We start from the raw sequence: 14,274 nt of genomic DNA on the forward strand, positions 1-14,274 counted from the left end.
ACTCGTGCGGTAACACTGTATATTTATGATCACCATTTCGTCCGCACTCAGACATAAGAGTTTTCTTAACGTTCACAGAATTCATTTTTTTAACGCTCCATTTTCTTAGGTCATTTCTTACGACGTGTTATATAACAAAGTTCTACTTTTCCTTTGAAGCAATACGCTTTCTGATGGTACTTACAATATGTATCGAATCTACAAAATCTGCGAGATTATCATAATTATATTTTTTTGTTCTTTTGCCTTGAAGCAAAATGAACCAAAAGTTCAAGACTTAAGAAACTTCCGCTAAAAATGAAATCTGTTCTCTAAAAACTCTAAACTCGTGCGGTAACACTGTATATTTATGATCACCATTTCGTCCGCACTCAGACATAAGAGTTTTCTTAACGTTCACAGCGTTCATTTTTTTTTTACGCTCCATTTTCTTAGGTCATTTCTTAAGACCTGTTATATAACAAAGTTCTACTTTTCCTTTGATGCAAGACGCTTTCTGATGGTACTTACAAATTCTTTTGAAACGCCAAGGTAAGAAGCAATATAATATTGTGCTACTCTTTGTGGGATTGAAGGATATACTTTAATGAATTCAAGATATCTGTCCGTTGCAGTTTTGGAGATGGTATTAACCAGTCGGCTCTGCAGTGTTGCTAAATTCCTCTGCACCAGCATTCTGAAAACTCTTTCGAATTTAGGGATTTCCTGCAGTAATTTCTCTTTCGTTATGGGATTCAGCATATAGATCTCCGAATCTTCCAGGGTTTCAATATAAACTTTAGAGGGTTTCTGTTCCTGAAATGATGCAATATCACTGATCCACCAGTCTTCTATGGCAAACAGTAAAGTGACTTCTGTGCCGTCATCATCCAGGCAGTACATTCTCAGACATCCTTTTTGAATATACCCCTCAAACTGACAGATCTCCCCTTCTCTTAGCAGCACCGTTTTCTTAGGAAACGACTGACAGACAAGCAAATCTGTAAAAGTTTTTTCTTCTTCGGGAGTGAGAGAGATAAATCGGATAATATTTTTGAGGATATTTTCAAACATAATGCAGAGTTTACCCCTGCAAATTAGGAAAAAGACTGTAAACTTCATTCTTTAAAAGTCCACTCCCTCCTCCATAATGGTCGATCACTTTAACATCTTTATCTAGTCCTGCACAAAATACTTTAATATCTTTCTCAAAATCTTCTTCTAAGCCAGAACTTAAAAGGACAATATCTACAGTATTTTCTTTTATATATTCATAACAGAAATTCTCATCACTTTGTATTTCTGCTGTCCAGCCTTCATTATTTTCTATAATTCTTTTTAAAGTATCCAGAATTTCCTGGTTCTTTCCAATCACTAAAAAATGTAATGTCCTCATTTTGTTTATTGTTTATGTTATTGGTTCAAAGCGAAAGAGCAAAAAAGTTTTTATCTTCTGCATCCTGAAACCTCGTAACCAGAATCTCAAACCTCATATCCGCTCTCACAAACTCCTAATACTCTCAAATTCTTTCACCCTCAAACTCGAAACTCGCATCCCGAACCCATTCTACAAATGCTTATTCCCCGTAATTTTCAGTTCATTCAGGTCCAGCTGTGATTCTGCTTTTCGGATTTCGTCGTCACTGAAAAGTTTTTCGCGTTTCATTGTAAACAGTTCTTTTCTCTGCAAAGCAAATATATCCAGCATTACTTTATGATATTCTGCCATATCGTTCTGTCTGTTGGTGCACATCTCAATAGAACTCAAATGATTCTGATGAAGTAGGATATCACTTTCCAGCGCCTTTTTAAGATTTTCAAGCAGACTATTGCGGTTCACCGCTTCATTGTATTCTTTATCAAGTTTATGGACGGCAAGCTTATCCAGCCTCATCTGAATTCCGGCCTGCTGTTCATGGGAAGGAAGAATAGGATCTATCTCCCCGATCTTGATTAGTTTAATCACCAAAGGCAATGTCAGTCCCTGAAATACCAAGGTCACAAAAATGACCACAAATGTGATAAAAATAATCAGATTTCTCATGGGAAACTCTGCTTGTGAGTTCATCATTACCGGGATCGACAATGCTGTTGCGAGAGAAACAACTCCTCTCATTCCTGCCCAGCCTATAATCAAAGGATTTTTCCATCCCGGGTTGGGGTCACGCCGGGCTTTTTCACTGAACCATCTTGGAAGATGAGCCACAGGATAGATCCATAACAGACGTACCGCAATGACGATCAGACTTATTATTAAACCATATTTGATTCCATCCATTAATGAAGTTTCACCCAGTCCATTAATGATATCCGGAAGTTCAAGACCTATTAATACAAAAACCAATGCATTCATTACAAAAATCATGGTGTTCCAGACTCCTGTCATATTGATTCTCGTGGTTCCTGTTTTGAAAATTTCATGAGCTCGGAAAGACATAAACAATCCTCCACTCACTACAGCCATTACTCCCGAAAAATGAAAATGTTCTGCAGAAAGAAACAAAATATAAGGAGTCATCACTGTAAGTGCCGCATCAATAGCGGGTGTTGTAGGTAAAAAACGGTGAATGGCATAGAAAATATGAGCTCCTGCAATCCCTATGACAACGCCCATCCCTGCTACCAGAAAAAACTGACCTGTCGCTTCATGCATTGAAAAAGCTCCTGTCATTACTGCCGCCAGAGCAAATCTGAAAACAATCAGGGAAGAAGCATCATTAATCAAACTTTCTCCTTCCAGTATGGCGAGGGTACGTTTGGGAACTTTCAATCCTTTTAATACGGTAGCAGCTGCTACAGCATCCGGCGGTGAAACAATTCCTCCCAATAAAAACCCTAATGCGAGCGTAAAACCAGGAATGAGCATTTGTGAAGTATACGCTACCACTAAAGAGGTCAGAAATACCAAACCGAAGGCCAGCAGGCTGATGGGACGTTTCCATTTCCAGAAATCATTCCATGAGGTATACCAGGCCGCTTCATATAAAAGAGGGGGCAGAAAAATTAAAAATATAATCTCCGGATCCATCTTTAAAACAGGTACTCCGGGAATAATACTGATTCCTAATCCGGCAAGCACAAGAAAAATAGGATAAGCAATTTTGATCCGCTGTGCCAGCATCACCAGCATCATAACGAGTAATAAAAGTCCTAGGATTAAAAGGAGTTGTTCGTGCATGTTTTTTTAGAAATTAGAAATTAGAAATTAGAGGTTAGGTTTTAGATTCCGGATTATTTAGGTTTTGGCTAAAGCCCATTGAATGATTTATATTATTAGGTGGGCTAAAGCCCACCGCTATTGAATATTCGTTGCCTTTATTTTAAGAATTTTAAATCCCAATTATAAAAAGGTTAACCACAAAAGTCACAAGGTTTTTATTTTAACATGTATAAGAAAGCTGAATAGAATACTCTATAAAGATCCCATAAGAAAAAAATCAAAGATTTTTATACAACTTAAGTGCCCTTATCAAAAGTTCAATATTAACTTATCAAATCTTTTGTGACTTTTGTGGTTACATTATCTATTTAAATAGTATTGAGTTCGCCAATTCAATTTCTTCTGTATTGATAAATGGTAAAATCGCAAAAAACTTTCGATTTGTAACTCGAACCCCGAAACTCTCTCAAACTCCGACTCTCAAACTCACTACATCCCTTCCTTCAACCAGACATCATTGTATTCTTCCGGGTAGCGTTTGAACTGGGCGTGAACATATGGACACAACGGTGCAATTTTCAACTCCTTTTCTCTTCCATAAGAAACCAGTCTTTCCAATAAAATCTTGGCAAAGCCTTTCCCTTCATATTCCGTATTCACTTCGGTATGGTATACTGTTAGTTTTTTTCCAATGACTGAAATATCCATTTTACCTGCTTTATGATCGTCTGAGAAAAGCTGAATTTCTCCTTTTCTTCCTTCTAAAACTATTTCTGTTCTTTCCATTTTTTTGTTTTTAATTCTTACTTCAAAATTAGCATCTTTATCAGATGTGACCGATGATCTATGATAAGTTCGGAAGTGCTTCTTCTATATATAATGCAGACCTAATATTCTATGGTCTATATTTTTAATTTTGATGCTAAATTAGAGTGAACAGAGATCCTATGCATTTAACTGGTTTAATAAATGTAAAACTCCGTTTCCGCAAACATCTTTTAATATACCCGTCAATAAACAGAAAAGATATCTTTATACAATTCTCAAAATTTTCAATTTATATTATGTTTTTCACAACATCAATTATGAGATAATTTGAGCATTATTTGGAATAAAAAGTATGAAAACATCGTAAAATGTTTTAAATAAAGAAAAAAACAAATCACATAATCAATTGATTTAAAACACATTAATTCATTAACAATAATTTAATATTTAAAAAGTCTACTTTTTTAGTAGACTAATTAAAATTATATTATATATTTGCAAACGTATTCAGGAAATAAAATAAAATGAAGGCAGAATTCAAAAATAGTTTAATTAAGAAACATACCATCAAAAATATGATGATGGCTTTTTGTATGCCTGTGCATCAGGAATATTGTGGTTGACCTTACTTTTATATGACATATTTTTTAAGGCCCTACCACGTGTAGGGCCTTTTTTTATTGAAAACGAACAACATTAATAACATAAAATGAGCAATTCTAAAAACAAATGGATAATTCCATTAGCGTTTACAAACATCTATGTGATTTGGGGAATTACGTTTTTAGCTATTTCATTTGGCTTAAAAGGTTTTCCGCCATTCATTCTTTCCGGATTAAGATTTCTGGTTGCCGGAATTCTGATAATAGGATATCTTCTGTCTAAAGGAGAAAAAGCAAATTCTCTAATCAACTGGAAAAAAAATGCAATCACCGGGATTCTTATCCTTACCGGAGGAACAGGGCTTGTAGCCTGGGGCGAACAATATGTAACGGCTTCTGAAGCGGCAATTTCTATTGCAACCGGCCCGTTCTGGTTCATTGCCATCGACAGAAAAAACTGGAAATATTATTTTTCAGATAAGTTTATCCCGATTGGATTGGCACTCGGATTTGTAGGATTAGTATTCTTTTTGAAAGGAAGTGTAAACTCGAATGCCCATGCAGTCACTGACGGAAACCTTCGTATTACAGCATTTGTGGTATTGGGATTAAGTTCCATAGCATGGGTACTGGGTTCTTTATATTCAAAGAAAAATCCGGCTTCACAATCTACTTTTATGAATATTGCGCAACAGCTTATAGTAGCGGGATTAGCCTCTTTTCTGATCGCTTTTTTAAGAAAAGAATGGACTGGTTTTTCAGTTTCGGCTGTTCCATTATCGGCATGGTTTGGGGTTCTGTTTTTGATTTTCTTTGGATCGATAATCGCTTATTTGTCGTACATTTGGCTCTTGTCCGTGAAACCCGCTGCCTTGGTAAGCACCCATACCTACATCAACCCTATTGTAACGGTTATTGCTGGCTGGATTGTTGCTCACCAAAGTATCAATGGAGGTCAGCTGTATGGTTTATTCATCATATTGCTGGGAGTACTTCTCACAAATGTGACCAAGTATTTCAAACTTTCAAAACGGTCGAAGGTCAAAATCAGAAGAGTAAGGAGATTTTTAAACAGAACAGGCAAGCGCTATCAGCCTATTTAAACAGTATATAAAATCAGAATGATAGAAATCAGAAACATATCAAAGACATTTCACCAGAAAAAACAGTCATTTAAGGCACTGGACAAGGTGAGTCTTACTATAGAGAAAGGAGATATCGTGGGAATTATCGGGTTTTCGGGTGCAGGAAAAAGTACCCTTATCCGTACGGTCAATTTATTGGAAAGACCGGATGAAGGACAGATTATTATTAACGGAAAAGACTTTACCAAACTGGGTTCAAAACAGCTTGCTGAGGAACGCAAAAAAATAGGAATGATTTTCCAGCATTTCAACCTTCTTTCTTCGAGAACTGTTTTTGATAATATAGCCCTTCCATTGGAGTTGGATCATACGAGTAAGGATGAGATCAACAGAAAAGTGAATGAACTGCTGAAAATCGTAGGGCTTGAAGAAAAAGCCAATGATTATCCGAGAAGCCTTTCGGGAGGGCAAAAACAGAGAGTTGCGATTGCAAGGGCTTTGGCCAATGATCCCCACCTTCTGCTTTGTGACGAAGCAACCAGCGCACTGGATCCTGCGACAACGCAATCTATTCTGCAGCTTTTAAGAGACATCAATCAGAGACTGGGAATTACCATCCTTTTAATTACCCACGAAATGGAAGTGATCAAATCGGTCTGCAACCATGTTGCAGTGATCGACAAAGGAAAATTATTAACAAAAGGAACTTTAAGCGAGATTATTTCGGATAGAGAACATCCAATCATCCGCCAGTTTATAAATTCAGACATCATGACCCTGCCACAGGAACTCAGTAACAGACTTCAGAAAGAGCCAAAAGATGGTTTATTTCCGCTGGTCGAAATAGAACTTAACGAAAACATCAGTGTTGAACAAATTCTTTCAACCCTGTATAACCAATATAAAATCCCTTATAAGCTTTTAAAGGCTGACGTAGAATATTTCGGAAATTCCAATTTTGGTAAGCTTTTACTGCATCTTCAAGGCGAGACAGAGGAAAACCAACAGGCGATCTATTATTTCAACCAAAATAAAATTCAAAATACAGTAAAAGGATATGCTTAGTGATACGGTAATTGCCCTTTTGGCAAAAGGAACCTGGGAAACAGTTTATATGACATTTCTATCCGGATTTTTTGGATTTGTACTAGGTCTTCCGGTTGGGATTATGCTTTTTTTAACCCGAAAAGGACAACTGCTGGAAAATACATTCTATCATAGAGGATTATCTATTTTGGTTAATATTTTCCGTGCGATCCCTTTTATTATCCTGATCGTATGGATGATCCCTTTCACCAGAATTTTGGCAGGAACTTCTATTGGAGTGAATGCTGCCCTGGTTCCATTAAGTGTTGGAGCTGCTCCGTTTATTGCAAGACTTGTTGAGAACAGCCTTATTGAGGTTCCTCAGGGTCTTATAGAAACTGCAAGAGCTTTAGGTGCTTCTCCATTACAAATTATCAGAAAAGTATTGCTTCCTGAAGCTTTACCTTCATTAATCAACAATGCTACGATCACTTTGATCACGCTTGTAGGATATTCTGCAATGGGAGGTGCTGTAGGTGCCGGAGGACTTGGACAGGTTGGGTACCAGTACGGATATATCGGTTACGATATTGTTATTATGAATACAGTATTGATTTTGCTTGTTCTTTTGGTTTTCATCATCCAATTCATGGGAGACAGATTGTCAAAAAAGTTTGATCACAGGTAGTTGAGTTGGAGAGAAAATGAGTTGGAGAGTTTGAGGGTTGGAAAGTATCAGAGTACCTTCATTCATCTTTTTACAGTTCCTCCTCAATATCATTTAAATATAATAAAGAATGAAAAAAATACAGATTTTTGGTTTATTAACTGCCGGACTATTACTATTCACTGCATGTTCGGGGAGAAAAGATGATCCGAATTTTATCCGTGTAGGAATTACTTATGGACCAGAACAGGAAATTGCTGAAGTAGCTAAAAAAGTAGCGAAGGAGAAATATAATCTGGAGGTGGAGCTTATTCCTTTTAATGATTATGTAGTTCCCAATGAAGCCTTGACGAATGGTGATATTGATGCCAATGCCTTTCAGCATATCCCTTATTTAACTGAACAGTCAAAACAGAGAAACTATAACCTCGTACCTGTAGGAAATACATTTGTCTACCCTATTGTAGCGTATTCAAAAAAGATTAAAAACATCAGTGAATTGCAGGACGGCAGCACTGTTGTCATTCCCAATGATCCTACCAATGGAGGGCGATCTTTACTTCTGTTGCAGAAAGGCGGTCTGCTGAAATTAAAAGCGAATGTCGGGCTTCTTCCAAAAGTCACTGATATAACAGAAAACCCAAAACAGTTGAAAATTATGGAGATTGAAGGGGCTCAGATTCCAAGAGTTTTGGAAGACAGAGATGTTGTTGTAGGGATCATCAATAATAATTTTGCAGCCCAGGCTGGTTTAGATCAGGAAAAGCAGGGCATCTTAGTTGAAGATAAAGATTCTCCTTACGTGAATGTAATTGTTGCCAGACCAGACAATAAGAACAGTCAAAAAGTTAAAAATTTTGTCAAAGCATATGAGTCCCCGGAAGTAGAAAAGAAAGCAAAAGAAATTTTCAAAGGAGGAGCGGTGAAGGGATGGGATTGATGCGTGAGAGGGTTTGAGAGTATTAGAGTTGTGAGAGTGGATTCTGAATTCGGGATTCGTAGTATGAGATTTCCAGATTTGTGTTTTGCTTTTTTCCTCTAAGTTCTCTTCAATTTTTTCACCTTTACCAATAAAAATATTCAAGATCAGCTGTCTGCAAATAAGCAGGCAGTTTTTTATATCCTAATTTTTTATTTTCTCAATTTGAGATAATAAAAATTTTCTTTACTTTTGCTTTTAATCAAATAGAAAGGCATTATGTTAAAGAAAACCGTCATTATAAGTTTATTCACCTTTATTTCTGCTTCTTATATGGCTCAGACCAATACTACTCTACCCATTTATTTAGATGAATCAAAACCTGTGGAACAGCGTATTCAGGATGCTTTGTCCAGGATGACACTGGAGGAGAAAGTGGCGATGCTTCATGCACAGTCGAAATTCAGTTCGCCGGGTGTTCCAAGATTGGGTATTCCGGAATTCTGGACAACAGATGGTCCTCACGGGGTACGTCCGGAAGTAATGTGGGATGAATGGGATCAGGCCGGATGGACTAATGACTCTATTATCGCCTACCCTGCCCTTACTGCATTATCTGCAACATGGAATAAAAAAATGTCATGGAATTATGGTAAGGCTTTGGGTGAAGAAGCACGCTACAGAAAAAAAGATATTCTTCTGGGACCTGGAGTAAATATTTACAGAACTCCACTGAACGGAAGAAACTTCGAATATATGGGGGAAGATCCTTATCTGACTTCAAAAATGGTGGTCCCTTATATTAAAGGGGTACAATCTAATGGGGTGGCAACTTCCGTGAAACATTTTGCCCTGAATAACCAGGAAATGTTCCGTCATACCAGTAATGTGAATGTGGATGACAGAACGCTTTATGAAATCTATCTTCCGCCTTTTAAAGCAGCGGTAACAGAAGGTGATTCATGGACGATTATGGGAGCTTACGATATGTACAAAGGTCAATATGCCAGCCAGAATAAGTATCTTTTAAATGATATTTTAAAGAAAGAATGGAATTATAAAGGTGTTGTAGTTTCTGACTGGGGTGCTGTAAACAATACGGAACAGGCCATTCATAACGGTCTTGATCTTGAATTCGGATCATGGACCAACGGACTTTCTGCGGGAACTAAAAATGCTTACGACAATTACTATCTGGCAAAACCTTATCTTGATTTGATTAAAGCAGGAAAAGCAGATACTAAAGAACTTGATGATAAAGTAACAAGATTACTTCGTCTAGCCTATAAAACAACGATGAACCGCAACAAACCTTTCGGAAATATTGCCTCTGAAGATCATAAAGTGGTAGCAAAGGAAATTGGAGAAGAAGGGATTGTTTTATTAAAAAACCAGGGCAATGTTCTTCCAATTGATATTAATAAGGCTAAAAAAATCGCCGTTATCGGTGAAAATGCCATTAAGATCATGACTGTTGGCGGAGGTTCTTCATCATTAAAAGTAAAATACGAAACCCTTCCTTTGGACGGTATCAAGTCCAGATTTGGAAAACAGGCTGATGTACAGTATGCAAGAGGTTATGTAGGAGATATCGGAGGTGAATATAACGGGGTAAAATCCGGACAGGATTTAAAAGATACCCGTTCTGAAGCTGAGTTACTGAATGAAGCTGTAGAATTGGCAAAAAAATCGGATTATGTGATTTTCGTAGGGGGCTTGAATAAAGCAGATTTCCAGGACAGCGAAGGAAACGACAGAAAAAGCTATGGACTTCCTTACAATCAGGATCACGTGATTTCTGCTCTGGCAAAAGCCAACAAAAATCTGGCAGTTGTGCTGGTTTCAGGAAATGCTGTGGCAATGCCTTGGATTAAAGAAGTTCCAACTGTTTTACAATCCTGGTACCTGGGTTCTGAAGCTGGAAATTCCATCGCTTCCGTTCTGGCAGGTGATGCAAACCCTTCAGGAAAACTTCCGTTTACATTCCCGGTAAAGCTTGAGGACAACTCAGCACATCAGTTGGGAGAGTATCCGGGGCAAAAGGATGAATTGGCTGCAGGAAAAGGTAAAGACCAGAAAAACCCTATCAATATTACTTACAACGAAGGTGTTTTTGTAGGATACCGCTGGCATGATACCAAAAATATAAAGCCTCTATTCAGCTTCGGACATGGATTGAGTTATACCACTTTTGAATTCGGGAAAGCAAAAGCGGATCAAACAACCATTTCTCAGGATGGTAAAATTACATTTACAGTAACCGTAAAAAATACAGGTAAAAAAGCTGGGGCTGAGGTTGCTCAACTTTATATCAGTGATTTAAAATCATCCGTTCCGCGTCCTGCAAAAGAACTGAAAGGTTTTGAAAAAGTATATTTAAATCCTGGAGAACAGAAGGAAGTCACTTTCACCATCGACAAAACAGCTTTAAGTTATTTCGATGCCGGTAAACACGATTGGGTAGCTGAACCGGGAGACTTTGAAGCATTGATTGGAAATTCTTCAGATGCCATTAAAACTAAAGTGAGGTTTACCCTTAAGTAAACAAAAAACCGAAAGTGAAGAGTGCAAAACTCTACTATTTATAATTATTTGATAGAATGCTGAACAGATTCCAAATTGGAATCTGTTTTTTATTTTTCCCACAGATTACATAGATTTTTGAGATCTGCTTAATTTGTTAAATCTGCGAGAACTTTTTTTAAACCATTAAGAAGGTTTAAGCTTTTAAGGAACATTAAGGTTCAAATAAATTTGAATGAAGCGGTGTGCTTAATGAATATCTTAGATATCTTCTTAATACTCTTAACAGCTTAATATACTCTTAATGGTTTAAGAATTTGTGTTTGTGGATAGTTTTTTAAGTACCAACGAAATTATCAGTTTTTTTAATTTGCGAGAGACTATTAAGCATAATGAGTAAAAAAAAGCAGGTTCCAAATTGAACCTGCTTCTATTATATCTAACAAATCTTGGATTATTTTCCACCGCCGCCGTTTTTCTCTACATCGGTTTTCGTATTTTCTTTTACCTTCTGGTTTCCGAAACGTTTTACGAAAGTAAGAGAAACACCGTACCAGTCCCATTTTGAATACTCTCTAAAAGTTCCGTCCTGGCTGTAAGTCGTGTTATCACCATAAGGTCTTTTAAAAATATTCATCAGCTGCATGCTCAGCTCCATTTGGGTTTTTGGGAATACTTTGGTCACTGAAATATTATGGAAAACATTGGTATTATTGGCATATGAATTTCCATTATTTTCATTGGCAAGTTCCACCCATGCACTTAGATTAATGTTTTTATTGAAAAGGTTGGTATAAGATACATTGGCTGAAGCTCCCCAATAGCTGATATAATCTTTAGCACCCAACTTATTTTTCTCGTTAAAATCTTTGTTATTAATATAGTACCATCCAAATCCGGCATTCACGTTCAGCTTATTTTTCAGGAAGTTCTGATTGGTATTCGCAAAAAGATAATACTTTTCCACCTTTCCATCGAAGTTCCCTGGTAATGAAACCGTTCTTCCATTTTCCGTCACATAGGTAGTCCAGTAATCCTGGTTGGTATGCATATACCTTGCAGAAATAAAGTACTTTTTCATAATCCCGAACTTCATATAAAGACGGTCATTAGGGTTAGGATTCAAATAAAGATTTCCTCTGGAATACGTTCCGTTAATTTCAGGCATCAGGAAAGGGTTAAACTCAGAATACCATGGTCTCCATATACTTCTGTTATAAGTAAGACTCAGATCATAATTATCTGAAAAACTATATTTTAGCAATAGATTGGGAAGAAAAGTTCCATATGAATCCTTTCTCTCCGTTCCTGCTACATCCTGTCTTACTTTATAATCAATATATTCATATCGAATCCCGATTCTTGTTTCCAGTTTCTTGAAGAATGTTTTGCTATAATTGGCATATACAGAGCTCAGATTATCCTCATAATGGAATCTGTCATTTTTAGAAAGATCAAAATATTCTGATTGAGGATCATTCATGCTGAATCCATACAGATTATTGGGAATTGTGTGATTATTCACTTCAGTCTTACCTCCCACTTCAATAGTACCTCCTGATTTGCCTAAAGGCTGTGTATAATCTATTTTCAGGTAATAATTACGCATCTGATTCAGGCGGACAAATCCTAATTGCTGAGCTTTTTTCCCACCCAGATTATCAATAACTTCCTTGTCAATTAAATTATCATTGTTATTGCTGGAATAATTGGTTCCTAAGTTAACATCTAAAATTCTATTTTTCTCTTTATCATAATATTTGTAGAAGGCATTAGTCCCCAAATTACGGCTGAATCCCCATGTGTTTTGAGTCTGGTGAAAAGAATCACCGGGACCTTTATCAGAAGAAGTCATCCCGTCAGATTCTGACAAAGATAAATTTCTGTTCTGTGAATACTCCAGCACAAGTCCGATATTATTTTTGTCATTGATTGCAAATTCTGAAGTAGAGGAAAGAGAAGGACTCTCATTTCTCATTACATTTTCCAGATTGAATTGGGTAAGCTTATTTTTTTCATACCGATTATCCCAAGTCTGAGTCTTTTGTACGTAATTCCCGCTATTGTACCCTCCTATAAAAGTTTGAGTAAATTTTTTCTTATGGTAATTCAGGTTAAAATTTGCGTATTGTGAGTTTTTGGTACTCTGTCTGTTGTTAAGGGAAATACTTCCTTTCATTCCTTCGTCATCCCTTTTTTTCAGGACAATATTGATAACGGACCCTGACGTTTCATAACGTGAAGAAGGACTGGTAATAACTTCTATTTTCATCAGGTTATCCGCTGGAATTGTTTTAAGATATTCTTTTAACTCCTTTCCTGTAAAAATAGATTTTCTGTCATTGATATATACTGTAACCGCTTGTCCTTCGGCTTTTACATCATCATTATTATTAATGCTTACCAAAGGAGTCATTCTAAGGACGTCCCATGTTGTATTTCCTGCCAGAATTGCACTATTCGCTACATTGAATACCGTTCTGTCTACTTTAGATTCTACTGTCGGCTTTCTGGCAACCAGAGCAACAGCTTCTATTTCTTTTGTATTTCCTTTTACAGTATCCTTGGCAGCCGGGGCTTGCTGAGCCATTGCTAATGAACCTGCTAATATCGCTATTGGAAATAAGATAACTTTCATGTGAAATTATAGTTTTTATTATAAGACCACTATCTCCCTATAAACGTTACATCAAAAAGCAAAAAAAATAAAATAAATATCTAATTTCTAGTAAGATACCAAGATTTCATTTAAACATAAATTAGAAAAAAGTGAAAATTATTCAATAAATAAACTTAATACAAATCACTTTCGTAATAAATATTCTTAAAAAAACCATTTATCTTCAATGGAGACTTGTTTAAAAATAATCAATAAAAAAGCCCGGATCTCACCCGGGCCGCTAGCAATAGCAAATTTACAAGGAATAATATTAAAAAATATATGCTAGTTTACATTTTCAAAATAATGGATAACGCCTACTTCCGGCAGAAGAAGTGGATCCTTATTAAAATCAGACGCCTGATTCGTGCTGTTTTCAAGGAAAGAATTACTGAAAAGAGCGTAAGAAGGCTGTTCTGCCACTCCGTTTTTCAAAAGCTGATGGGCTTCCACAATGGTTTTCCCATATAATTTTCTGAAGTTTCCAATATTGTATTGTGAAAAAGATCCATAATGAACAATAAATTTAAGACCCAGATCAATTTTTGTGCTCAGACTCTTACTCAATTCTTCTATCTTCCTGTTGAAGGCACTTCTCATTTTCCAAAGCATCCCGGAAATACTTTGATATGAAGGATTTTCATCATAACGGTAAAATAAAATAGCATCGCCCTCAATCTCGGAAATTTCAAAATACTGATCATTCACATCAATCAGTGTAGACAATAGCTGTCTTACAATATACTCGCCTGTGTACAATTTTGTATTGAACACAAATTCTGTAAATCCGCTGAAATCCGGAATAAGAATGATCCCCTCTTGTATATTTGTTTTCATAGTGATAATGGATTAAAAATCTGCTTCATCATTAGAGACGAAGCAGATT

The 14,274-nt window shown here is 36.5% G+C and carries 11 protein-coding genes; 5 read left to right on the plus strand and 6 right to left on the minus strand.

What is annotated here, in order from left to right:
* Positions 1-468: 468 nt before the first annotated feature.
* The 4 genes from AC07UM_RS17895 to AC07UM_RS17910 all read right to left on the minus strand — a co-directional run bounded on the left by AC07UM_RS17895 (position 469) and on the right by AC07UM_RS17910 (position 3,925).
* Positions 469-1,053: a Crp/Fnr family transcriptional regulator gene (locus tag AC07UM_RS17895; protein ID WP_494681419.1), complete on the minus strand. Its 585-nt coding sequence runs from the start codon at positions 1,051-1,053 to the stop codon at positions 469-471.
* A gap of 10 nt (positions 1,054-1,063) precedes the next feature.
* Positions 1,064-1,375 (minus strand): hypothetical protein, encoded by a 312-nt coding sequence (locus AC07UM_RS17900; protein WP_494681420.1) that lies wholly within the window; start codon positions 1,373-1,375, stop codon positions 1,064-1,066.
* Positions 1,376-1,546: 171 nt separating this feature from the next.
* The gene (locus AC07UM_RS17905) at positions 1,547-3,157 is read right to left on the minus strand and encodes a Na+/H+ antiporter (RefSeq protein ID WP_494681421.1); all 1,611 of its coding nucleotides are present in this window, start codon (positions 3,155-3,157) and stop codon (positions 1,547-1,549) included.
* A 471-nt stretch (positions 3,158-3,628) separates the two neighbouring features.
* Positions 3,629-3,925 (minus strand): GNAT family N-acetyltransferase, encoded by a 297-nt coding sequence (locus AC07UM_RS17910; protein ID WP_494681422.1) that lies wholly within the window; start codon positions 3,923-3,925, stop codon positions 3,629-3,631.
* A gap of 691 nt (positions 3,926-4,616) precedes the next feature.
* On the opposite strand from AC07UM_RS17910, the gene AC07UM_RS17915 reads away from it, so the two are divergent.
* The 5 genes from AC07UM_RS17915 (at position 4,617) to AC07UM_RS17935 (ending at position 10,750) form a co-directional block, all read left to right on the plus strand.
* Positions 4,617-5,612 (plus strand): EamA family transporter, encoded by a 996-nt coding sequence (locus AC07UM_RS17915; protein WP_494681423.1) that lies wholly within the window; start codon positions 4,617-4,619, stop codon positions 5,610-5,612.
* 18 nt (positions 5,613-5,630) lie between these two features.
* The gene (locus tag AC07UM_RS17920; protein ID WP_494681424.1) at positions 5,631-6,659 is read left to right on the plus strand and encodes a methionine ABC transporter ATP-binding protein; all 1,029 of its coding nucleotides are present in this window, start codon (positions 5,631-5,633) and stop codon (positions 6,657-6,659) included.
* Complete coding sequence (metI, locus tag AC07UM_RS17925; RefSeq protein WP_494681425.1) at positions 6,652-7,308, plus strand: methionine ABC transporter permease MetI; 657 nt, start codon at positions 6,652-6,654, stop codon at positions 7,306-7,308. Before AC07UM_RS17920 ends, metI begins: the two co-directional genes overlap by 8 nt.
* Positions 7,309-7,417: 109 nt before the next feature.
* A complete protein-coding gene (gene metQ, locus AC07UM_RS17930) occupies positions 7,418-8,227 on the plus strand; it encodes a methionine ABC transporter substrate-binding lipoprotein MetQ (protein ID WP_494681426.1) in 810 nt (269 codons plus the stop codon).
* A 312-nt stretch (positions 8,228-8,539) separates the two neighbouring features.
* Positions 8,540-10,750: a glycoside hydrolase family 3 C-terminal domain-containing protein gene (locus AC07UM_RS17935; protein WP_494682283.1), complete on the plus strand. Its 2,211-nt coding sequence runs from the start codon at positions 8,540-8,542 to the stop codon at positions 10,748-10,750.
* A gap of 433 nt (positions 10,751-11,183) precedes the next feature.
* On the opposite strand, the gene AC07UM_RS17940 is transcribed toward AC07UM_RS17935, so the two are convergent.
* Together AC07UM_RS17940 and AC07UM_RS17945 are read right to left on the minus strand one after the other, a co-directional pair.
* Positions 11,184-13,367, minus strand: a complete 2,184-nt coding sequence (locus AC07UM_RS17940) for a TonB-dependent receptor domain-containing protein (protein WP_494681427.1) — start codon at positions 13,365-13,367, stop codon at positions 11,184-11,186.
* Positions 13,368-13,673: 306 nt separating this feature from the next.
* Complete coding sequence (locus AC07UM_RS17945) at positions 13,674-14,225, minus strand: DUF2652 domain-containing protein (RefSeq protein WP_494681428.1); 552 nt, start codon at positions 14,223-14,225, stop codon at positions 13,674-13,676.
* Positions 14,226-14,274 lie beyond the last annotated feature (49 nt).

The sequence above is a fragment of the Chryseobacterium sp. GW821-FHT04C04 genome, assembly GCF_059420365.1.